The following is a 21,489-nucleotide window of genomic DNA, read 5'->3' as shown; positions in this document are numbered from 1 at the left end:
GGGGCGTCTGTAAGGAGCGGCAGCGAAACCGCCACTCCGAATGTTAGGGTGCCCCGGATAGGTTCCGGGACACTGGGTTGGCTTACTCGCAGCGCTGCGAGATGTTGTTTTCAGCCGCATAGGCTGCCGAGTCTTCCTCGATCAGCGCGTTGATGACCTCGACGTCAGTTGGCTTGAAATCCTGAACAGGGTTCCATGTTCCAGCGGCTGCATCCCACTGAACAACACCAACAAGACCCGGACCGCCGTGATTGTCACATGAGACCGAGAACTCGGGCCCGAACCCTGCCATGCCCAGCGCTTCCATCTTGGCGTTGGTGATTTCAAGCGCTTCCATGCCATCGCGCATCATCGACGCGTCGATATCTGCTGTGCCATGCATCTCTTGTGCAGTTTTGACCGCCTCGGCTGCCAGCATCGCCGCATAGAGACCGCGATTATACTGCACCGTGCCCAGCTGATCGCCTGCACCTGCGGCCTTACCAGAATCGACAACGTATTTCTGCAGGTCCTCATAAACCGGGTAGTCGTCACCCAGACCGGTGAAGGTCAGCGCCTTGTAGCCGGTGGCCTTTTCACCTGCGGGTTGCACGTCGAATTCAGCACCAGACCACCAGACACCGATGAAGTTTTCCATCGGGAAACGGATGTTGGCAGCTTCCTGAACCGCAACTTGGTTCATGACACCCCAGCCCCACATGATGACAAAGTCAGGCTTTTCACGACGAATTTGCAGCCACTGCGACTTCTGCTCCTGACCGGGGTGGTCGACAGGAAGCAGTGTAAGGTCATAGCCATGCTTTTCGGCCAGTGTCTCGAGCGTGCGGATCGGCTCTTTGCCGTAGGCCGAGTTGTGATAGACCAGCGCAATCTTCTTGCCGCTCAGGTCTCCGCCATTGCTATCCAACAGATAGTTGATCGCGCCGGATGCACCGTTCCAGTAGTTGGCAGGATAGTTGAACACGTGGCTGAACACTTTACCGTTCGCCGCTGAGGTTCGGCCATATCCCATCGTGTGCAGAGGAATGCCATCAGCCGTCACTTTTGGGATCAGCTGATACGTGATGCCGGTCGACAACGGCTGATACACCAGCGCGCCTTCGCCCTTGGTCGATTCATAGCATTCCACACCTTTTTCGGTGTTGTACCCGGTTTCGCATTCCAGCACGCGGGCAGGAACGCCACCGATGCCGCCATCGCGTTCGTTCAGCAGGGTGAAATAGTCGGCATAACCGTCAGCAAACGGGATACCGCCTGCAGCATAAGGGCCAGTCCGGTAGCTGAGCGACGGGAACACAAGGTCGGCCATGACCGGACCTGCGGCCATCACGGCGCCCAGCGCCAGGGTTGCCAGTTTCTTGTTCATCGGGTGTCTCCTCCCTTGATTAATCCGATGTTGGTTTTCGGGCTTGTTGCACCCGTCTTTTCGTTGGACCGGCCCCTCAATGCGGGAACGGCCAGAGTCTGAGTTTCTCTTTGGCCACGCGCCACAATTGGGCCAGCCCGTGTGGTTCGAGGATCAGGAACATGATGATCAGTGCACCCACAATCACGAGGTTAAGGTGCGCCACGATATCTGTCGGCCAGCCAAGCAGGTCGACGCCAAGCAGTTTTAGAACCACAGGCAGCAAAACCAGGAAGGCCGCCCCGGCGAATGACCCAAAGATCGAGCCTAACCCGCCAATAATCACCATGAACAGCACCAGGAATGATTTCTGGATACCAAAGACCTCACCCACTTCGACCGCACCCAGGTAAACCGCAAAGAACAGCGCGCCCGAGATGCCGACAAAGAACGAACTGACGGCAAATGCAGTGAGCTTGGCCTTGAGCGGGTTCACTCCAATGATTTCGGCTGCGATGTCCATGTCGCGGATCGCCATCCAGGTCCGACCCGTTGTTCCACGGGTCAGGTTACGCGCAATTATGGCGCAGACTGTCAGGAAGATCAGGCAGAACAGGTATGTGGCCCAGGCCGGCGCATTCGGACCGGTGATGATGATGCCGAACACGTCCCGCTCGGGCGCGTTGATCTGACCTGATGCCGAATAGTTGTAGAACCACGGCACCCGGTTGAAGAGCCAAACCAGAAAGAACTGTGCCGCCAACGTGGCCACGGCCAGATAAAACCCTTTGATTCGCAGTGACGGTAAGCCGAACAAAACGCCCACAAAGGCTGTTATGCCCCCGGCAAGGATCACGTGGATGAACATGCTCACATCGGGGAAAGCGGTCATCAGCTTGTAGCAGGCATAGGCCCCGACCGCCATGAAACCACCGGTGCCCAGGCTGACCTGTCCGCAATAGCCCACCAGAATGTTCAGCCCGATCGCGGCAATCGCATAGATCAGGAACGGCAGCAGCAGCGCGTTGGCCCAATAGTCGTTGATGATGAAGGGAATAATACCAAAAGCCACCGCCAGGACGACGTAATACCGGTACCGGTCGAACTTGATCGGGAAGGTCTGGCTGTCATCAATGTACGAGGTTTTGAAATCCCCGGCTTCACGATAGAACATGTCTTACTTTCCCCATTCTTCCTGTGCCCGGTTACGGGCTGCGGCATCCAATTGGTTGGATCCTTTGGCATATCCGCTCGCCTCTGAGGCGCGCACCAGTTTCAAGTAGGCCAGAACCCCCATGATCAGGCCCGCAAAGGCTAGGATCGCGGCGATGGTTAGCTGGCCTTCTGTCAGGTCGTCTGATGTGAGGGCGATGTACCCGAAGGCCCAGAACCCGGCCCATGCGATCACGTTGATGATGGCGATCAGCTTGGTCATGCCCTACACCCTCTCAATGATCTTCTCGCCGAACAGGCCTTGCGGTCGAAACACCAGGAAGATCAGTGCAAGAACATAGGCGAACCAGTTCTCGGTCGCGCCGCCCAGCGCCGGGCCAAGCGCGAATTCGAACAGTTTTTCGCCCACACCGATGATCAGCCCGCCCACAATGGCACCGGGGATTGAGGTGAAACCGCCCAGCATCAGCACCGGCAGGGCCTTGAGCGCGATGAGCGAAAGCGAGAACTGAACGCCTGATTTGGTGCCCCACATGATCCCTGCGACCAGAGCGACGAAGCCTGCCACCGACCAGACCATGATCCAGATGAAGTTCAGTGAGATCCCGACCGACAGTGCCGCCTGGTGGTCATCCGCCACCGCGCGCATCGCACGGCCCTGTTTGGTGTACTGGCTGAACGCCACCAGCGCAGCCACCAACAGTGCGGCAATCACTGTGGCTACAATGTCCAGATTGTCGATGAAGAAGCCGTAATCGAATATGTTAAAGGTCGTCTCGTCGATCCACAGGTTGATCCCTTGTGGCAGACCAACATCAAGCGTCTTGATCTCGGACCCCCACATCAGGTCGGCCACGCCCTCAAGGAAATAGGCCAGACCGATGGTCGCCATGAACAGAATGATCGGCTCTTGCCCGACCAGATGGCGCATCACGAAGCGCTGCACCGCCCAGGCCAACAGCACCATGACCGCCATCGTCAGAATGATCGCCACCAGCGCAGGCACGTTCCAGCCGAAGTAATGAATATGAGTGCCGAATATAGCGTTGATCAGATGCGCAAACGGCACCTGACCTTTCATGATCCCAACCAGCGTCATCGCAGCGAACAGGGCCATAACCCCCTGCGCATAATTGAAAATCCCCGAAGCCTTGTAGATCAGCACAAAGCCCAGCGCGACCAGAGCATAGAGCACCCCGGCCATGAGACCGTTGAGGATGACCTCCATCGCAAATACGAGTTGTTCAGGCATTTGCGCCTCCCCAAATTTCTGTCTGGATATCAATCATGGCTGACCCCCAGATAGGCGTCGATGACCTCTTGATTGTTGCGCACCTCGTCCGGTGTGCCGTCCCCGATCTTCTTGCCATAATCCATCACGACCACCCGATCGCTCAGGTCCATCACAACACCCATGTCATGTTCGATCAGGGCAATCGTTGTGCCAAACTCATCATTCACGTCGAGGATAAAGCGGCTCATGTCCTCTTTCTCTTCAACGTTCATGCCTGCCATGGGTTCATCCAGCAGCAGCAGCTTGGGTTCCGCAGCCAGCGCTCGCGCCAGTTCGACGCGTTTTTTCAAACCATAAGGCAGTCGGGACACCGGTGTTTTGCGGATGTGCTGAATCTCAAGGAAATCGATAATCTTCTCGACCGCCTCACGGTTCTCCGTCTCTTCCGCCTCGGCCTTGCCCTTCCACCAAGCCTGCTGAAACATGTTGGTTTTCATAAAGCTCAGCCGCCCGGTCATGACATTGTCCAGAACGCTCATACCTTCGAACAGAGCAATGTTCTGAAAAGTCCGTGCGATGCCTTGTTGCGCAACCTCATAAGGCCGCATTGGCGGGCGCTTTGATCCGTGGAACCAAACTTCGCCCTCTTGCGGGACGTAAAAGCCCGAGATCACGTTCAGCATCGAGGACTTACCCGCCCCGTTCGGCCCAATGATCGCGCGGATCTCACCTTCGCGAATGTCGAACGAGATATCCTTGATCGCCACCACACCACCAAAACGCAGCGTGATGTTCTTCATTTCCATCACCACACCGCCAATCTGGCGGCCGTCTTCGGTGACATATCCTTCGGAATTATCCAGCATCAGTTACTCCCTGACACAAAAACGAGAAGATGGGCGGCAGGTCGAGCGGCGCTCATTCCGCCGCAACCTTGTGCTGCGCGACCGGCACAACCGGTGCGTCTACAATCTCCAGAGTTGCAGAAATCGAGCCCTTGCGGCCATCCTCATAGGTCACTTCGGTGGTGGTCGAAACGCTCTCGGACCCATCATATAGCGCGGCAATGATGTCGTGGAACTTGTCCTCGACAAAGCCGCGGCGCACTTTGCGGGTCCGGGTCATCTCGCCATCATCGGCATCCAGTTCCTTGTGCAGAACCACAAAGCGATGCACCTGGCAGCCCGACAGCATTTCATCTGCCGCGACCGATTTGTTGACCTCTTCCACATGGCCACGAATCGTCTCTAACACGCGGGGATGACCCGCCAGTTCTTGATAGGACGCATAGGCCACGTTGTTACGCTCGGCCCAGTTCCCCACTGCCGTCAGGTCGATATTGATAAAGGCGACACAGCGATCCTTGCCGTTGCCAAACAGGACAACTTCAAGGATATCGGGATAGAATTTCAGTTTGTTCTCGACATATTTCGGCGCAAACATCGACCCGTCGGCCATTTTGCCCACATCCTTTGCACGATCGATGATCCGCAAGTGACCCGAGGTCTCTTCAATGAACCCCGCATCCCCGGTGGCCACCCACCCCTCGGCATCCTTTGTCGAGGCAGTCGAATCGGGATTGTTGTAGTACTCAACAAACACGCCAGGCGAGCGATAGTGAATCTCACCCTTATCGTCGATCTTCAACTCCACATCCGGCGCGGGAACGCCAACTGTATCGGCACGCACCTCGCCATCCGGCTGTACGGTGATGAAGACGGTTGCCTCGGTCTGACCGTAAAGCTGTTTCAGGTTGATGCCCAAAGAGCGATAGAAATCAAAGATTTCCGGCCCAATCGCCTCACCCGCCGTATATCCAACGCGGAAGCGGCCATAGCCCAGCGTATCCTTGAGCGGCCCATAAACCAGCAGATTGCCCAACGCGTATTTCAGCTTGTCGCCAAAGCCCACCGGCTTGCCGTCTAACAACAAACCACCAACCTTCTTGGCATGCGCCATGAAGTGGTGGAACATGCGCTGCTTCAGCTTGCCCGCATCCTCCATCCGGATCATCACATTGGTCAGCTGCGTTTCGAACACGCGCGGCGGTGCGAAGAAATAGGTCGGCCCGATCTCGCGCAGGTCCGTCATCATGGTGTCAGCGCTTTCGGGGCAGTTCACGCAGAAGCCGCACCAATAGGCCTGACCGATCGAGAAAATGAAGTCACCCACCCAAGCCATTGGCAGATAAGACAGAATGTCCTCGTTCCGTGTCAGGTGATCAAATTCAGCAGAATTCTTTGCGCTTTCAATGACATTGCGGTTCGACAGCACCACACCCTTGGGTTTGCCTGTGGTGCCCGAGGTATAAAGCATCACGCAGGTATCGTCATAGGTGATCGCTGCGATGCGCTTGTCCAGTTCCGCGTCAAACCGTGCATGACCGGCACTGCCCTCGGCCATAATGTCATCAAGCGCGTTCATCTGGGAATGGTCATACTTCCGCATCCCGCGCTTGTCGGTATAGAGGATGTGTTTGACCTGATGAAGGTTTTCCTGAATTTCGATGACCTTGTCGACCTGCTCCTGATCGCCGCAGACCACGTATTTCGCGCCGCAATGTTCCAGCACATAGGCCATCTCTTCGGCGACTGAGTCCTGATACAGAGGCACAGGCACCGCGCCCACCATCTGCGCGGCAACCATCGACCAATAATGCGCAGGACGGTTGCGGCCTATGACGGCGATATGGTCGCCTTTCTCAACGCCCAATTCCAGAAACCCAAGCGCAATCGCTCGAATCTCTTTGGCGGCTTCCGCCCAGGACCAGCATTGCCAGATTCCGAATTCTTTTTCCCGATAGGCCGGGGCATCCCCGAACTGGGTCAAATTGCGATGTAGCAGCGCCGGAAGAGACTGCATCCCTTCAGCGCCCGACTGCGTCTGAGCCAATCTTTCTCTCCTCCCCATCCGGCCCCTCCTCCGAGCCGGAAACGACAGATCGGGAACACGCCCCGGGTGTCGATGTCCCGATAAGGGACGCAGGAAAGATCAACGTCAAGTTTTGCCTGATGTTTTCTCAATTCTTACGAATTGTAACAGGGGTGAAAGGGTGTTCCTGAGAATTGAACGGTTTACAAGATCTCGCTTGGCGAGGCAGGCGATATGTCCGACCTCTAATGCATATGTGTTTTAGGCTATTTTTTAGGTAAGTTGATGACCAACACCATCTATCGGCTTTTCTTCATATTAAGCTTGCTCACGGGATCAGGGGCAGTTGCAGAGCAACCCTCGGAGGTACTGATCCAGGGGCATATTAAAGTTGAAGACGATGAAGTTGTTTTTCGGTTTACGTGTGAAGAGTCTGCGGATTGCAAGGTTGCTATGGGAGATTTTGAAAGCACTCTAAGGCCAGGGCTCAATATCGTTTTCTTCCAGATCGCAAAAAGTACAGGCAAGTTGCAGTTCATCGATGAACACGGTCACGCAATCATCCAATATGGAAAAGACGTCAAAACCTTCTCAATATTTGATGCAGCAGACGATGACTTTGTCAGAAATGGCGCAAATACTCCGGTCGGGTATCTCAAACTGTCAGCGACGCGCGTTGAATAAGTCCGGAACCAGCATGTGCGGCTACAACCAATCCCGCAAAATTGGGATCAGCGGTATGTCCGCCGCAGGCATCGGATAATTCCGCAAATCGTTCGCGCGCACCCATTTCAGCGCCTGACCCTCCTTGGACTGCGGTATCCCCTCCCACTTCCGACAAGCAAACAGCGGCATCAGCAAGTGGAAATCGTCATAGCTGTGGCTGGCAAAAGTCAGCGGCGCGAGGCACGAGGCCCAGGTGTCGATGCCCAGTTCCTCATGCAATTCGCGGATCAGGGCGACTTCGGGGGTTTCGCCGGGTTCGATTTTGCCTCCAGGGAATTCCCACAGACCGGCCATGGATTTGCCTTCGGGACGTTGGGCCAGCAGGACACGGCCCTCGATGTCGATGAGAGCGACAGCAGATACCAGTATAGTTTTCACGAGCGATAATCCGCGTTGATCTCGATGTATCCATGGGTCAGGTCGCAGGTCCAAACGGTGGATTTGCCTTCGCCCAGTCCAAGGTCGACCGCGATCACAAGGTCCTGACCCTTCATATATTCGGCCGCATCCTCCTCACGGTAGTCAGGGCTGACCCAACCTTTTTCCGCCACCAGAATGTCACCGAACGAGATGCTCAGAAGGTCCCGATCCGCCGCCGCACCGGATTTGCCGATGGCCATGACAATGCGGCCCCAGTTCGGGTCCTCGCCCGCGATGGCGGTTTTGACCAGCGGCGAGTTGGCAATTGCCAAACCATGCACCTTGGCGTCCATGTCCGAGACGGCCCCGGTTACGCGAATCTCCACAAATTTTGTGGCCCCTTCCCCGTCACGCACGACCTGTTGCGCGAGGTCCAGCATCACGGTTTCCAGCGCTTCGGCAAAGGCGGCATTGCCAGTGGCGTTCACGCCAGATGCCCCGGTGGCGCACAGCAACAGGCTGTCCGAGGTCGACGTATCGCTGTCCACGGTAATGCAGTTGAAGGTCCGGTCAGTCTGCGCGCTCAGTATGGACTGCAGCGCAGATTGCTCGAGTTGCGCGTCTGTGAAAATATAGACCAGCATCGTCGCCATATCGGGCGCGATCATGCCGGACCCCTTCGCAATCCCAGCAATAGAGACTGTTTTCCCGTCAATCTCGACCTGAGCAGACGCCCCTTTCGGGAAGGTGTCGGTGGTCATGATTGCCCGTGCTGCATCCTCGATAGCATGGCGGCTCAGGCCGGATTTCAACGTCTCAAGCTGCGAAACGATACGGTCATGGGGCAACGGTTCACCAATCACCCCGGTGGACGAGGTAAAGACGCGTTCTATCGGAACGCCGGTGGCCTTGGACACGGCTTGCGTCACCTCGGCCACCGAGGTCTGGCCATAGTGGCCTGTAAAGGCATTGGCATTGCCCGAGTTCACCAGGATCGCCGCAGGCCCTTCGCTGGACCCACCGATCTTGTCCTGACAGTCCAGCACCGGCGCAGCCCGTGTGGCCGAGCGGGTAAAGACCCCGGCGACCGAAGTGCCTGGGTCCAAAACGGCCAGCATGACGTCGGTACGGCCCTGATAACGCACCCCGGCCTCGACAGTTGCGAAGCGCACACCGTCAATCGCGGGCAGGTCAGGGAATGACGCTGGGGCCAGCGGTGAAACCTTGGTAATCTTGGCCACGGGTCTTTACTCCTGAATCAGGTCCAGTTGGCGCATCATTTCGTGGCCTGCACCATCCAGCGCGGGACGCTCGATCTGTGACTGTTGCGTAAGCTCATCAATACGGGCCTGAATGACGTCCTGCTGGATCGTCTGCACAAGTTCTTCGCGCACAATGTCCAATTCAGGCGCTTCGGTCTTGCGCTTGTCATTCAGCTTGACCAGATGCCAGCCAAATTGGGTCTGAACCGGATCCGAGACCTGCCCTTTTTCAAGCGCGATCACGGCGCCTTCGAACTCGGGCACCATTTGGCCCTTGCCAAACCAACCCAGCGCGCCCCCATTGGGGCCGGACGGCCCAGTCGAGTTTTCGCGCGCAAGCTCGGCAAAGTCGGCACCTTCATCCAGCTGCAGCTTAAGCTCTTTTGCTTTTTCCTCGGTCTCGACAAGGATGTGGCTGGCATCAAATTCGTCTTCGCCTGCGAAATCTTTGAATTGCGCATCGTAGGCCGCTTGAATGGCATCATCCGTGACCGCAGCCTCTGTCAACGCGGCGACCGTCTGTACCGCACGCAGCGATCGCTCTTCATTCTCTAAACGCAGGGCGTTTTCAGTGTTCAGGTCATCTTGCTGCTGACCTAGCAATTGTTGCTGGATCAATTGTTCCAGAACAAAGTCGAACAAAACGTCGTCTTCTGCCTGCTGATACTGCGGGGGCAAAACGGCAACGGTCGCTATCACGTGACCAAGTGTGATCTCGTCACCGTTCACACGCGCAACAACTGTGGACGCATCGGGTTGGGTTTCGGCGGCCAGCGGCAGCGCCATCATGGCAGTCAGAGCCAGCGATGGCAGAAAAGTGAGGCCTTTGGGCATTGAATCATCCTATTTCCTTGCCGCGACAGGGCGCAGCGTTGACACTCTGGAACCTGCCGCTTACATCGCTTTGAAGCCTTGGACAGGGCCGCCTTTCACCCCCCGTATCTATGGGTTGCGCGCAAGGTGGGCAAGCCTGTCGCAACCAAGACAAGAACAGATCCGCTGGAGTGAACATGCTGGGACTCGGAACGCTCGCCAAAAAGGTGTTCGGAACACCGAACGACCGCAAGATCAAGGCGACCCGCCCCCTGATCGAAAAGATCAACGCATTGGAACCCGAATTTGAGAAACTGTCGGATCAGGGTCTGATCGAAAAAACGGAAGAACTGCGCAAACGGGCGCTGGATGGCGAAAGCCTAGACAGTCTGCTGCCCGAAGCCTTTGCCAACGTGCGCGAAGGTGCAAAGCGCGCGCTTGGTTTGCGGGCCTTTGACGTGCAGTTGATGGGCGGAACCTTCCTGCATCAGGGCAATATCTCGGAAATGAAAACGGGTGAGGGCAAGACACTGGTCGCGACCTTCCCTGCCTATCTGAACGCTTTGACCGGCAAGGGCGTGCATGTGGTCACGGTGAACGAATACCTGGCCAAGCGCGACTCGGAATGGATGGGCAAGGTGTTTGCCGCCGTGGGCATGACCACCGGTGTGATCTGGTCGGGCCAGCCCGATGATGAAAAGATGGCCGCTTATAAGTGCGACATCACCTATGCCACCAATAATGAGCTGGGTTTCGATTATTTGCGCGACAACATGAAGGCAGATCTGGAACAGGTTTATCAGAAACACCACAACTTCGCGATTGTGGACGAGGTCGACTCGATCCTAATCGACGAGGCGCGGACGCCGCTGATCATCTCGGGGCCTGCACAGGACCGCTCGGATCTGTACACAGCGATTGACGCGCTGATCCCAACGCTAAGCGATGACCATTTCAGTTTGGATGAAAAGTCGCGCAACGTGACCTTCACGGACGAGGGCAACGAGTTTCTGGAAGCTCAGTTGTTACAGGCAGGCCTGATTCCCGAAGGCCATTCCTTGTATGACCCCGAAAGCACCACGGTCGTGCACCACGTGAACCAGGGTCTGCGCGCGCACAAGCTTTTCCAACGGGACAAGGATTACATTGTCCGGGACGGCAACGTTGTTCTGATCGACGAGTTCACTGGCCGTATGATGCCGGGTCGCCGCCTGTCGGAAGGCCTGCATCAGGCGATTGAGGCCAAGGAAGGTGTGCAGATCCAGCCCGAAAACGTGACGCTGGCCAGCGTGACCTTCCAGAACTATTTCCGCTTGTATGACAAGCTGGGTGGTATGACCGGGACTGCGTTGACCGAGGCTGAGGAATTTCAGGAAATCTACGGTCTGGGCGTGGTCGAGGTTCCAACCAACAAGCCAATTGCCCGTATCGACGAGGATGATCAGGTTTATCGCACCGCAATGGAAAAATATGGCGCGATGATCAGCGAAACCCAAAAGGCGCAGGAAAAAGGTCAGCCGGTTCTGCTGGGTACCACTTCGATCGAGAAGTCCGAGCTGCTGAGCCAAATGCTGACCAAAGAAGGCATCGAGCACAACGTTCTGAATGCCCGTCAGCACGAGCAAGAGGCGCAGATCGTTGCAGATGCAGGCCGTTTGGGTGCCGTGACAATTGCCACAAACATGGCCGGTCGCGGCACCGACATTCAGCTGGGCGGCAATGTCGAAATGAAAGTGCTGAAGGCGCTGGCCGAAAACCCCGAGGCTGATCCATCGGAATTGCGAGCCGCAGAAGAAGCGCGCCACGCTGAGGAAAAAGAAAAGGTTCTGGCTGCTGGTGGTCTGTATGTCATGGCGTCTGAACGCCACGAAAGCCGCCGCATCGACAACCAGCTGCGCGGTCGTTCAGGCCGTCAGGGCGATCCGGGCCGCACTGTGTTCTACCTGAGCCTCGAAGACGATTTGATGCGCATCTTTGGCTCGGAACGTCTGGACAAGGTGCTGACCACGCTGGGCATGAAAGAAGGCGAGGCGATCGTCCACCCTTGGGTGAACAAGTCGCTGGAACGCGCGCAGTCCAAGGTTGAAGGCCGCAACTTCGACATGCGGAAAAACGTTCTCAAATTTGACGACGTGATGAACGATCAGCGTAAGGTGATCTTTAGCCAGCGCCGCGAAATCATGTCGGCCAATGACCTGTCCGAGATCGTCTCAGATATGCGCGAGCAGGTGATTGACGATCTGATCGATGAGTACATGCCGCCGAAATCTTATGCCGATCAATGGGATACCGATGGTCTGCATGAGGCGATCAAGGATAAGCTGACCATCGACGCCCCGGTTCAGGACTGGGCCGCCGAGGAAGGCGTGGATGACGAGCAGGTGCGCGAACGTCTGATCAAATCCGCTGATGAGATGATGGCCCAGAAAGCCGTCGCCTTCGGGCCTGAGAACATGCGCAATATCGAAAAACAGGTATTGCTACAAACTATCGACAGCAAATGGCGCGAGCATTTGCTGACGTTGGAACATTTGCGTTCGGTCGTCGGTTTTCGCGGTTACGCACAGCGCGACCCACTGAACGAATACAAGAACGAAAGCTTCCAACTTTTCGAAAGTATGCTGGACAGCTTGCGCGAAACCGTGACTCAGCAATTGTCGCGCGTGCGTCCGCTGACCGAGGAAGAGCAGAAAGAAATGCTCGCCCAGATGGCTGCGCAACAAGCGCAGGCGCAACAGGCGGTGGACAAGGCCGCTGGTCAGGCCGAAGCCAAAGCCGAAGCTACAGCATCCGGTGATGCGCTGCCGGGGTTTGATGAGAATGACCCGTCAACCTGGGGTAACCCGTCGCGAAACGACCCCTGCCCCTGCGGCTCTGGCAAAAAGTTCAAACACTGCCACGGCCGATTGACCTGACGTCAACACACACTGATCACAATGAGTCCGTCTCGCGGCCACAAATTGGCCGCGATTCGTAACGAGAGTGCAAGCTGCTCCTTCAACTGGGGAGGGTGTCTTGTTTGTAGTTCGCAACTACGTGACCATGTGCGGTACCGTCGCCTGTGCTTTGGGCATCGGCTACCTGATGCAAAACGGATCATCTGCGCAGCCCAACGGCGCGCAGGCTGGAATTGATGTCGCTTCGGCATCCGAACAGTCTTCGGTTCTGTCGGGACTGGAAGATATTGTTTTGACGTCTGCCACGCCCTCTGATGCAAATCCCGGCAATGCAGCTTCGGCACCTCGCGGGGTTCCTTCCGCGCTCAAACCGTCGGATTGTAATATCAGTGCCCGTGCAATTGCGGTTTCGGGCGCGATGGCGCGTGTTTCGCTCAAAGCGCCCTGCAACGCGGAAGAGCGGGTTGAGATCCACCACAGTGGCCTGACGGTCAGTCAAATGACCGATGCCTCTGGCGGGTTGCAAATGACCATCCCGGCCTTGTCGGAATACGCGATTTTCCTGATTTCGTTCGAAGACCAAACCGGCACTGTCGCCACCACTCACGTTTCTGACATTGTCGAATACAATCGCGTTGCCCTGCAATGGCAGGGCGAGACCGAATTGCAGATCCATGCTCTGGAGTTCGGCGCCAGCTATGGCGGTGATGGCCATGTATGGGATGACGCATCGGCCAAAGGCGCCGGAAAGGTTTTGCGCCTGGGTCAGATTGGTCACGAAAAGGCACAGAATATCGAAGTGTATTCTTTTCCTGCAGGCGCATCGGATCAGTCCGGTACAATTGACCTGACGGTCGAGGCCGAAGTGACAGAAGCAAATTGTGGGCACACGCTGAACGTGCAAGCTTTAGAGCTTCTGCCAGACCGTCGCTTGCGGTCACGCGACATGTCGCTGACCCTGCCCGATTGTTCACAGGCTGGTGAGTTTCTGGTGTTGAAAAATCTGCTCTCAGACCTGACAATTGCGGCAAAGTAATCCGCAGGCAGGTTCGGCTCTCTTATGACATTATTCCGTGTAGCGGCAGCTGCGCTGATTTCATTTGCCACTGGCGCTCTGGCGCAGGACATCACGCTGACGTCGCATGACGGCAAGGTCGAAGTGACCGGCAATCTGCTGGGCTTTGACGGCGAGTTTTATCGCGTTGAGACGCAGTTTGGCGCACTCACGGTGGATGGATCGGGCGTTACATGTGACGGTCCAGCCTGCCCGAACCTGACCGATTTTGTGGCCGAGCTGTGGTTTTCCGGCTCATCCGTTATGGCTGAAACGGTACTGCCCGCGCTGATCATTGGCTTCGCGCAACAAGAAAGCCTGACCGCAATCCCGGCGCGTGTGGATTCGGACAGCTTTGTCTACGAACTAAGACAGGCTGAGCGCTCGGCACCGCTGGCACGGTTTTATTTTGATGTGGGCACGACGGCGCGTGGATTCAGTGATCTTGTTGCGGATCAGACAGATATTGTGATGGCCCAGCGGGAAGTGCGTGAGTCAGAACGAGAGGAAGCCGAAGCTGCCGGTTTGGGTGATCTGAAACGGGCGCGGCGCTCGCGCGTCATTGCGTTGGACGCAATGGTCCCGGTGGTCGCTGCCGACAACATGATGCAGCAAATCTCGATGGCGGATTTGGCCCGCATCCTGTCCGGGGAAGTGACCAATTGGGCGGATTTGGGCGGCCCAGACGCGCCGATTGCTTTGCATGTCCCGGAAATAGGATCCGGACTTTCGCAAGCTGTTGAAGACCAGGTTTTGAAAACCGTGGATGCAGAATTGTCACCGACAGCGACCCCGCACAGCCGAATCCGCGATCTGACAGACTCTGTCGCAAAAGATCCCTTTTCAATTGGGATAGCCAGCAAAGCTACAGCTAATACCACCCGCATCCTGCCACTGACCGGAGGATGCGGACATCCTCTTGCCGCGACCCGACAATCTATCAAGACCGAGGATTATCCGCTGACTCTGCCGATGTTCCTTTACCTCCCGGACCGACGCCTGCCACGGATCGCGCGACAGTTTCTGGCATACACCCAAAGCCCAGAGGCTCAGATGGCGATACGGGGCGCGGGGTATGTGGATCAATCGCCCGAAAACCTGCCGGTTGACGTGCAGGGCGACCGGCTGGCCAATGCCATCTTAACAGGCGGCTCCGAGGTCGGGTTGGAGGAGTTGCAGCGCATGATCGACACGCTGCGCCCACTTTCGCGCCTATCCTTGTCTGTTCGATTCGAACCCGGCTCTTCGCGCCCCGACGCACAGTCTCGTTCAAACATTCAACAACTGGCCCAGATGCTTGAGACCGGAACGCTGAAGGCGCGCAAGCTGGTGTTTGCGGGCTTCAGCGACGGTGACGGCGGGGCCGCCACCAATGCCCGCATCGCCTTGCGGCGCGCGCAAACCGTGCGCAACGGTGTGCTGGCGGCTGTGGAATCGTCACTGCCCGAAGGTATCGAGGTTTCAGCCGAAGGGTTTGGTGAGGCGATGCCAATGGCCTGCGATGACACGGAATGGGGCCGCAAAGTTAACCGTCGGGTCGAAATCTGGGTTCAGTAAGCGCTACAGGAATCCTTCCGACCGAAAGCTCAACTCGGTCGATTTTCCTATGATCAGGTGATCGTGCAGGGTTAGCCCCAAGGCCGAACAGGCATCCTGAATACGGTTGGTCATGTCGATGTCCGACTGCGAGGGCGTCGGGTCACCAGACGGGTGGTTATGGACCAATATCAAGGCCGAAGCATTCAGCTCCAGCGCCCGTTTTGCAACCTCGCGCGGATAGACCGGTACGTGATCAACGGTTCCTTTGGCCTGTTCTTCATCAGCGATCAGAACGTTTTTTCTGTCCAGATAAAACACCCGAAACTGCTCGGTTTCGCGATGGGCCATGGTGGTGTGACAATAATCCAGCAGCGCATCCCAACCCGAGATCACATGCCGCTGCATCACACGTGCACGCGCCATCCGATGGGCGCAGGCCTCGAGGATCTTGAGATCCGTGATCACCGAATCCCCAACGCCTTTGATCTTGCGCAGACGTTCTTCCGGCGCGGTCAACACGCGGTTGAAATCGCCAAACGCATCCATCAAACCACGCGCCAGCGGCTTGACGTCCTGCCGGGGTATCGACCGGAACAACACCAGTTCCAGCAACTCGTAATCCGGCATCGCCGCTGATCCGCCTGCCATGAACCGTTCGCGCAGCCGCTTGCGGTGGTCTTTTATGTAGGAGGGTAACCGACCTGACGGCAGCGGCTGCGCGGGCGCTTCGTCCGTGTCAAACAGCATAGGGGCTTCGGCAAAGGCGTTCTGGGTCATAGCTTCACCCTGACGCAGAATCAGTTTCTGATTGGTTAACGCCCCTCTCCTTCCATATGCGCGGTGGCGCGGCGGACAATCATGTGCAGAAGGATCGAGAACACACCCAGCGTCAGCATCGCCGCGAACATCAGGTCGGTCTTGGCGCGACCATTGGCCAGCAGCATCAGATAGCCCAAACCTTGCGACGAGCCGACCCATTCGCCAATCACCGCCCCGATCGGAGCATAAACCGCCGCCAGACGCATACCCGAAGCCAACGATGGCAGCGCCGCCGGAATACGGATGTGCCACAGGACCGAACGTTTGCTGGCCTGCATCGTGCGCGCCAAATCCAGATAACCCGGTGGCGTGCGCATCAAACCATCAAAGAAAGACGAGGTGATCGGGAAATAGATGATCAGCACCGCCATCGCGACTTTGGACCACAGACCATAGCCAAGCCACAGGGTCAGCAACGGTGCCAGTGCAAAAACCGGCAGCGCCTGAGTAAACACCAGCATGGGCTGCACCAAAACTCGCGCGGCGCGCGAATTCGCCAATTGCAGTGCTGTGATGACGCCCAGCACCGTACCGACAGCTAAGCCTATGACAACTTCAACTGCGGTGATCCACGCATGCTCGGCGATTAACCACCTGTTCTGCCACCAAGTTTCAGCCACCACGGCTGGTCCGGGCAGGATGAATTTTGGCAATCCGGTCAAGGTTACGATCCCTTGCCAGATGAGCAGAGCAAACAGAGTGGCTGCCAGCGCCGACAGATACCTCATGCTGCGTCCTCCCGCAGAAGCCGCAGCAACGCACCCTGAGTTTCCAGCGTTTCCAGATCATCCACGCTGCGCGGGGCCGGAGCATGAGGCGGGTCGCAAGGGGTCAGGCCGTGTTCGGTCATGACAACAATGGACTGCCCCAAGCGCGCGGCTTCACCTGGGTCATGCGTGACCAAAAGGACAGTTCGCCCCACCAGCGCTTCGGCCGCCAGATCCTGCATATCGGCGCGAGTCCGGGCGTCGAGCGCTGAAAAGGGCTCATCCAGCAGCACGATGGGCCGGTCTTCCATCAACGTACGGGCCAGCGCGACGCGCTGTCTTTGCCCCCCCGACAGCTCGGTCGGTTTCTTGGTCATGTGATCCTGCAGGCGCATCCGTTTGATCAGGCGGTCACGCCGATCCAGATCAGGCTTTTCGCCCCGCAGCCGCGCACCAAGCGAAACGTTCTGAGCCACTGTCGCCCAGGGCAACAGAAGATCATCCTGCGCCATGTAAGCTACCCGATCCGAGACCGGCAAACCGTCGCTTGCTGTGATCTGGCCCAAGAACTTGGCCCCGGTTTCCAGCCCGGCAATCAACCGCAAAACGGTGGTTTTTCCCACGCCCGATCCGCCCAGCAAACAGGTCCAAGCACCCGCGTCCAGGTTCAAGGTCAACGGAGCAAACAGGGTCGCATCATCGATTTTGGCTGATCCGCTGATTGTCAGACCGGGCGCACGGGTCATGGTGTTAGGCCCATTTGCCAGAAGTTCACTTCCAGCTCAGTCGCCGTCCGGAAGGTTTGACACAGACGATGCCAGCGGGGTGAAGGTTCAAAATCCGCCGCAAGTCGCCTTGTTAGAGCCGAATTCAGCAACTCACCTACCGCTTGGCACGCGCCTTGATACTCTTCACCGGCATAGGTGTTGATCCAATCGCGATAGGTCTCGGACGTCGCTTCCTCCGCCAGCCGGGTACCGATCTCACCATAGCCCATAACGCAGGGGGCCAACGCTGCCAGCAGGTCCAGCAGATCACCGCTGTATCCCGCTTCGAGGACGAACCGCGTATATGCAAGATTTTCGGCGCGTTCGGGGGTGGCGAACAATTCATCCTGTGAGATTCCAGCAGCCTCACAGATACCGATGTGCAGCTGCATTTCTTCCGCAACCAAAGCGTTCACGGTGCCGACCGCTGTCAGCATTTCGGAATGCGTTTCCGATTTCACAACTGCCAAAGCCCACGCACGAGAAAAATGGATCAGAAACACGTAATCCTGACGCAGATAGTGAAGAAACGCCTCACGCGGCAGCGTTCCATCCTTCATTCCTTCGACAAAGGCGTGGCGGGTATAGTCCCGCCACGGCCCCTGCGCCGCATCACGCATCAGCGTGAAGGCTTTGCCATACCCGTTCATTGCGCGGTAACATCGATGGTCAGATCACTGACCGGAAGGATGCTATCGATCATGCCGCTTTCGTTCAGGAACGCCTCGAACCGGGCATACCGACCGGCATCAAAACCTGCAGGGCGCAGTGCAAAACGTGGCAACGTATCGACCCAAGCGCGGGCGTTCAGCTCATCTTGCAGTTCAGGCGACGTGCTTGCGAAGATCTCCCAGCTTTTTTCCGGGTTGTTGACGATATACTGGGTCGCTTTTTCGGTCGCAGCCAAAAAGCGGGCGATCTTGTCTTTGTCCATCGTCTCGGGGTTGGCGACATAAATCAGCTCGTCGTAAGATGGCACGCCCTCTTCCTCGATGTAAAAACAAGTGCCCGGACGACCTTCGATATCCATCTGATTGAGTTCAAAGTTACGGTACGCGCCGATCACCGCATCGACCTGGCCAGTCATCAGCGAGGGCGAGAGTGAGAAGTTGACGTTGATCATCTCAACATCGTCCAGAGCAACGTCATATTTGCCCAGAACGGTGCCAAGGATGGCCTCTTCGACACCCGCAACCGAGAAACCGATCTTCTTACCCTTGAGGTCTGCGGGCGACTTGATCGGGCCATCTTCCAGCACCAGAAGGCAGTTCAACGGTGTTGCAACCAGTGTGCCAACGCGTTTCAGGGGCAGCCCTTCGTGGATTTGCAGATGCAGCTGGGGCTGATACGACACGGCCAGGTCCGCCTGCCCAGCAGCAACCAGACGCGGCGGGGCGGACGGATCCGCGGGCGGGACGATTTCGACCTCAAGGCCCTGCTCGGCAAAATAGCCGTTTTCCTGAGCCACAATAATAGGGCCATGGTCAGGGTTGATGAACCAATCCAGCAGGACTGTCATCTTGTCTTCGGCCCAGGCTGGCGCGGCGGCCAAAAGGGCTATGGCTGTCATCAGCTTCTTCATGTCTCGCGTTTCCTTTTCATTCACGAGGTTGAGGCCGCGACGAGGACAATCTCGCCTGGCCAATTCGGTTGCATGTGTTCCGCCGCACGCCACGAGCGCAGGCCTGTCGCACAGCAAAGAGCAAGCCGTTTCCCTTTATTAGGGTCTATCTGTTGCAAGTTTTCAGGTGATATACGGATGGCGTCAGGGTGTGCTGGAACTGGTGCTTCTTCTATACCGCGCAACTCCACGATTTGGTCGGCATCCGTCAGTTGATTAACAGATAGGAAGCGGAAGCACGTATTCGGCTCGGGCGCATCGTCAAAGCGGAACCCCGTACTGCGCAGGGTTTGCGCGTCATACTGCACAATCTGGCCCAAGGGCGAAGGCTCCAGCCCAAGGATCAGGTTGAGCGCCATCTGCGCCTGCATCGCCCCGATCACACCAACCACAGGACCCAGAACGCCCGCCGTAGCGCAGCTGGCCCCACTATCGGGCGCGTCCGGGAACACAGCGCGCAGGGATGGGGCTCCGCCGCAGAATCCACCGACATAGCCCGAAAGCCCCAGAACCGAAGCGCTGATTAACGGTTTGCCTTGCGCGAGGCACGTGTCCGACAGGATATAGCTGGCCGCGTAACTGTCGGCGCAATCCAGAACGACATCGGCTTGCGCCACCAGGGAAGCCGCGTTTTCGCTTGTAAGGGCGTGATTGAGGGCAACAACTTCAACTTCGGCATTCAATGCACGGCACCGGTCAGCAGCGCGTTCGGCTTTTGGATGTCCACAGTCTGCCTCAGCAAACAAGGTTTGCCGATGCAGATTCGACAGATCCACAGTGTCACCATCTACAATCGTGATCCCCCCAACGCCGGCCCCGGCCAAAAGCGGCAGGACCGGCGCGGCCAACCCGCCTGCTCCCACCACCAGAACACGAGCTGAAGACAAGCGGCCCTGTCCTTCGGCGCCCACTTCGGGCAGAAGCGTCTGACGGTTATAGCGGCTCATCGCGTCGCCTCGATCCACGCGCGCACCCGTGCTTCGGGATCCGCGTTTAGGGTGATGTCCGTCACGGCCGAGACAATATCGGCCCCGGCCTCCAGCACCCCCGCTGCGCGCTCGACGCTCATGCCGCCGATACCAACCAAGGGAATGTCGCCAACACGTGCCTTCCATTCGGTCACGCGGGGCAGGCCCTGTTGATGCCATTTCATCTTTTTCAGGATGGTTGGATAGACCGGTCCCAGTGCCACATAGTCGGGATCCATTGCCAACACGCGCTCAAGCTCATCATCGTCATGAGTTGAAACACCCAGCTTTAGACCCGCTTTTTGGATGGCTTTCAGGTCAGCATCATCCAGATCCTCTTGCCCAAGGTGAATCCAGTCGCATCCCAGATCGATGGCATGTTGCCAATAATCATTGATCACCAGAACTGCCCCATGATCGCGGCACATATCGCGCGAGGCCGCTATCTGGTCGCGAACCTCATCATCAGGCTGATCCTTTACGCGCAATTGCACCAGTTTGACACCCAACGGCAACATCCGGCGCAGCCAATCCGAGTGATCAAAGATCGGATAAAAACGGTCCAGCGTCATGACAGAAATGCCTTTCCAACAACGGGGGTCGAGGGTTCAGCCATATCGCGCGCCTCAATCGGGTCCGCCTGATGGGCCAATTGCCCGGCCAGTGTCGCCTGCGCCATCGCTTTGGCCATCAGAACAGGATCCCCGGCGCGAGCCACGGCCGTGTTCAAAAGGACGGCGTCATAGCCAAGTTCGATTGCGTGGGCCGCATGGCTGGGCAGACCGATACCGGCATCGACCACCAACGGAACATCCGGAAACTCGGCCCGCATAGCGCGCAAGGCGTATTCGTTGTTCAGACCACGCCCAGACCCAATGGGCGCACCCCAAGGCATAAGCACCTCGCACCCTGCTTCTAACAAGCGTTCGCCCACGATCAGATCGTCAGTGGTATAGGGGAACACCTGAAACCCGTCTTCGGTCAGGATACGGGCGGCTTCGACCAACTGGAACACATCCGGTTGCAGGCTGTCGGTGTGCCCAATCAGTTCCAGTTTGATCCACGGGGTCTCAAACACCTCGCGGGCCATATGGGCTGTGGTCACGGCCTCTTTTACTGTATGACAGCCAGCTGTGTTAGGCAGGATCAGGACGCCAAGCTCCCGGATCATCTGCCAAAAGGTCTGCCCCGCACCGGATTCACGGCGCAGGGATACGGTTGCAACACCCGCACCGCTGTCACGGAAAGCCTGCTCCAGAATGGCAGGGCTGGGGTATTGGGCCGTGCCGAGCATCAGCGGGTTGGGCAGTTCCGTTCCATAAAAGGTTTTCAT

Annotated in this window: 21 protein-coding genes; 4 read left to right on the top strand and 17 right to left on the bottom strand. The window is 57.3% G+C overall.

Features of this window, described 5'->3' with window-relative positions; all coding sequences use genetic code 11:
* Positions 1-82: 82 nt before the first annotated feature.
* The 6 genes from GOV89_RS07570 to GOV89_RS07545 form a co-directional block, all read right to left on the bottom strand.
* Positions 83-1,366, bottom strand: a complete 1,284-nt coding sequence (locus GOV89_RS07570; protein WP_171178534.1) for an ABC transporter substrate-binding protein — start codon at positions 1,364-1,366, stop codon at positions 83-85.
* Between the two features lie 76 nt (positions 1,367-1,442).
* Positions 1,443-2,519, bottom strand: a complete 1,077-nt coding sequence (locus GOV89_RS07565) for a branched-chain amino acid ABC transporter permease (RefSeq protein WP_171178536.1) — start codon at positions 2,517-2,519, stop codon at positions 1,443-1,445.
* 3 nt (positions 2,520-2,522) lie between these two features.
* Positions 2,523-2,780 (bottom strand): hypothetical protein, encoded by a 258-nt coding sequence (locus GOV89_RS07560; RefSeq protein ID WP_171178538.1) that lies wholly within the window; start codon positions 2,778-2,780, stop codon positions 2,523-2,525.
* A 3-nt stretch (positions 2,781-2,783) separates the two neighbouring features.
* Positions 2,784-3,770: a branched-chain amino acid ABC transporter permease gene (locus tag GOV89_RS07555; RefSeq protein WP_171092928.1), complete on the bottom strand. Its 987-nt coding sequence runs from the start codon at positions 3,768-3,770 to the stop codon at positions 2,784-2,786.
* A gap of 29 nt (positions 3,771-3,799) precedes the next feature.
* Positions 3,800-4,618 (bottom strand): ABC transporter ATP-binding protein, encoded by an 819-nt coding sequence (locus tag GOV89_RS07550; protein ID WP_171092927.1) that lies wholly within the window; start codon positions 4,616-4,618, stop codon positions 3,800-3,802.
* 52 nt (positions 4,619-4,670) lie between these two features.
* Positions 4,671-6,614, bottom strand: a complete 1,944-nt coding sequence (locus GOV89_RS07545) for an AMP-binding protein (RefSeq protein ID WP_171237955.1) — start codon at positions 6,612-6,614, stop codon at positions 4,671-4,673.
* A gap of 294 nt (positions 6,615-6,908) precedes the next feature.
* Between GOV89_RS07545 and GOV89_RS07540 the strand changes: the two genes are divergently transcribed.
* A complete protein-coding gene (locus tag GOV89_RS07540; protein WP_171178542.1) occupies positions 6,909-7,307 on the top strand; it encodes a hypothetical protein in 399 nt (132 codons plus the stop codon).
* 21 nt (positions 7,308-7,328) lie between these two features.
* On the opposite strand, the gene mutT is transcribed toward GOV89_RS07540, so the two are convergent.
* The 3 genes from mutT to GOV89_RS07525 are packed head-to-tail and all read right to left on the bottom strand — an operon-like array spanning position 7,329 to position 9,805.
* Positions 7,329-7,727 carry an 8-oxo-dGTP diphosphatase MutT gene (mutT, locus tag GOV89_RS07535; protein ID WP_171178544.1) on the bottom strand — a complete coding sequence of 133 codons (399 nt, stop codon included), beginning with the start codon at positions 7,725-7,727 and terminating at the stop codon, positions 7,329-7,331.
* Positions 7,724-8,950, bottom strand: coding sequence for a bifunctional glutamate N-acetyltransferase/amino-acid acetyltransferase ArgJ (gene argJ / locus GOV89_RS07530; protein WP_171178546.1), 1,227 nt, complete (start codon positions 8,948-8,950; stop codon positions 7,724-7,726). The genes mutT and argJ overlap by 4 nt, the downstream gene beginning before the upstream one ends.
* A 6-nt stretch (positions 8,951-8,956) precedes the next feature.
* On the bottom strand, positions 8,957-9,805 hold the full coding sequence (locus GOV89_RS07525) for a peptidylprolyl isomerase (protein WP_171178548.1): 849 nt from the start codon (positions 9,803-9,805) through the stop codon (positions 8,957-8,959).
* A gap of 176 nt (positions 9,806-9,981) precedes the next feature.
* Between GOV89_RS07525 and secA the strand changes: the two genes are divergently transcribed.
* From secA to GOV89_RS07510, 3 genes are all read left to right on the top strand, one after another.
* Complete coding sequence (secA, locus tag GOV89_RS07520; RefSeq protein WP_171178555.1) at positions 9,982-12,699, top strand: preprotein translocase subunit SecA; 2,718 nt, start codon at positions 9,982-9,984, stop codon at positions 12,697-12,699.
* A gap of 100 nt (positions 12,700-12,799) precedes the next feature.
* The gene (locus GOV89_RS07515; protein WP_171178557.1) at positions 12,800-13,717 is read left to right on the top strand and encodes a hypothetical protein; all 918 of its coding nucleotides are present in this window, start codon (positions 12,800-12,802) and stop codon (positions 13,715-13,717) included.
* 24 nt (positions 13,718-13,741) lie between these two features.
* Positions 13,742-15,292, top strand: a complete 1,551-nt coding sequence (locus tag GOV89_RS07510; protein WP_171178559.1) for a phosphate ABC transporter substrate-binding/OmpA family protein — start codon at positions 13,742-13,744, stop codon at positions 15,290-15,292.
* Between the two features lie 3 nt (positions 15,293-15,295).
* Here GOV89_RS07510 and radC read toward each other — a convergent pair whose 3' ends face one another.
* The 8 genes from radC to GOV89_RS07470 are packed head-to-tail and all read right to left on the bottom strand — an operon-like array spanning position 15,296 to position 21,489.
* A complete protein-coding gene (radC, locus tag GOV89_RS07505) occupies positions 15,296-16,051 on the bottom strand; it encodes a DNA repair protein RadC (RefSeq protein ID WP_171178561.1) in 756 nt (251 codons plus the stop codon).
* 35 nt (positions 16,052-16,086) lie between these two features.
* On the bottom strand, positions 16,087-16,821 hold the full coding sequence (locus GOV89_RS07500; RefSeq protein ID WP_171178563.1) for an ABC transporter permease: 735 nt from the start codon (positions 16,819-16,821) through the stop codon (positions 16,087-16,089).
* Positions 16,818-17,546 (bottom strand): ABC transporter ATP-binding protein, encoded by a 729-nt coding sequence (locus tag GOV89_RS07495; protein ID WP_171178565.1) that lies wholly within the window; start codon positions 17,544-17,546, stop codon positions 16,818-16,820. Before GOV89_RS07495 ends, GOV89_RS07500 begins: the two co-directional genes overlap by 4 nt.
* A complete protein-coding gene (tenA, locus tag GOV89_RS07490) occupies positions 17,543-18,217 on the bottom strand; it encodes a thiaminase II (RefSeq protein ID WP_171237903.1) in 675 nt (224 codons plus the stop codon). The genes GOV89_RS07495 and tenA overlap by 4 nt, the downstream gene beginning before the upstream one ends.
* Positions 18,214-19,149, bottom strand: coding sequence for an ABC transporter substrate-binding protein (locus GOV89_RS07485; protein ID WP_171178569.1), 936 nt, complete (start codon positions 19,147-19,149; stop codon positions 18,214-18,216). The genes tenA and GOV89_RS07485 overlap by 4 nt, the downstream gene beginning before the upstream one ends.
* A gap of 20 nt (positions 19,150-19,169) precedes the next feature.
* Complete coding sequence (locus GOV89_RS07480) at positions 19,170-20,135, bottom strand: HesA/MoeB/ThiF family protein (RefSeq protein ID WP_171178571.1); 966 nt, start codon at positions 20,133-20,135, stop codon at positions 19,170-19,172.
* Positions 20,132-20,728, bottom strand: coding sequence for a thiamine phosphate synthase (locus GOV89_RS07475; RefSeq protein ID WP_171237902.1), 597 nt, complete (start codon positions 20,726-20,728; stop codon positions 20,132-20,134). The genes GOV89_RS07480 and GOV89_RS07475 overlap by 4 nt, the downstream gene beginning before the upstream one ends.
* Positions 20,725-21,489, bottom strand: coding sequence for a thiazole synthase (locus tag GOV89_RS07470; protein ID WP_171178575.1), 765 nt, complete (start codon positions 21,487-21,489; stop codon positions 20,725-20,727). The genes GOV89_RS07475 and GOV89_RS07470 overlap by 4 nt, the downstream gene beginning before the upstream one ends.

The sequence above is a fragment of the Ruegeria sp. HKCCA5763 genome (genome assembly GCF_013034545.1).
GTDB lineage: Bacteria > Pseudomonadota > Alphaproteobacteria > Rhodobacterales > Rhodobacteraceae > Ruegeria.
Note: the sequence above shows the minus strand (reverse complement) of the source record. Positions and strands in the feature narration are given on the sequence as shown.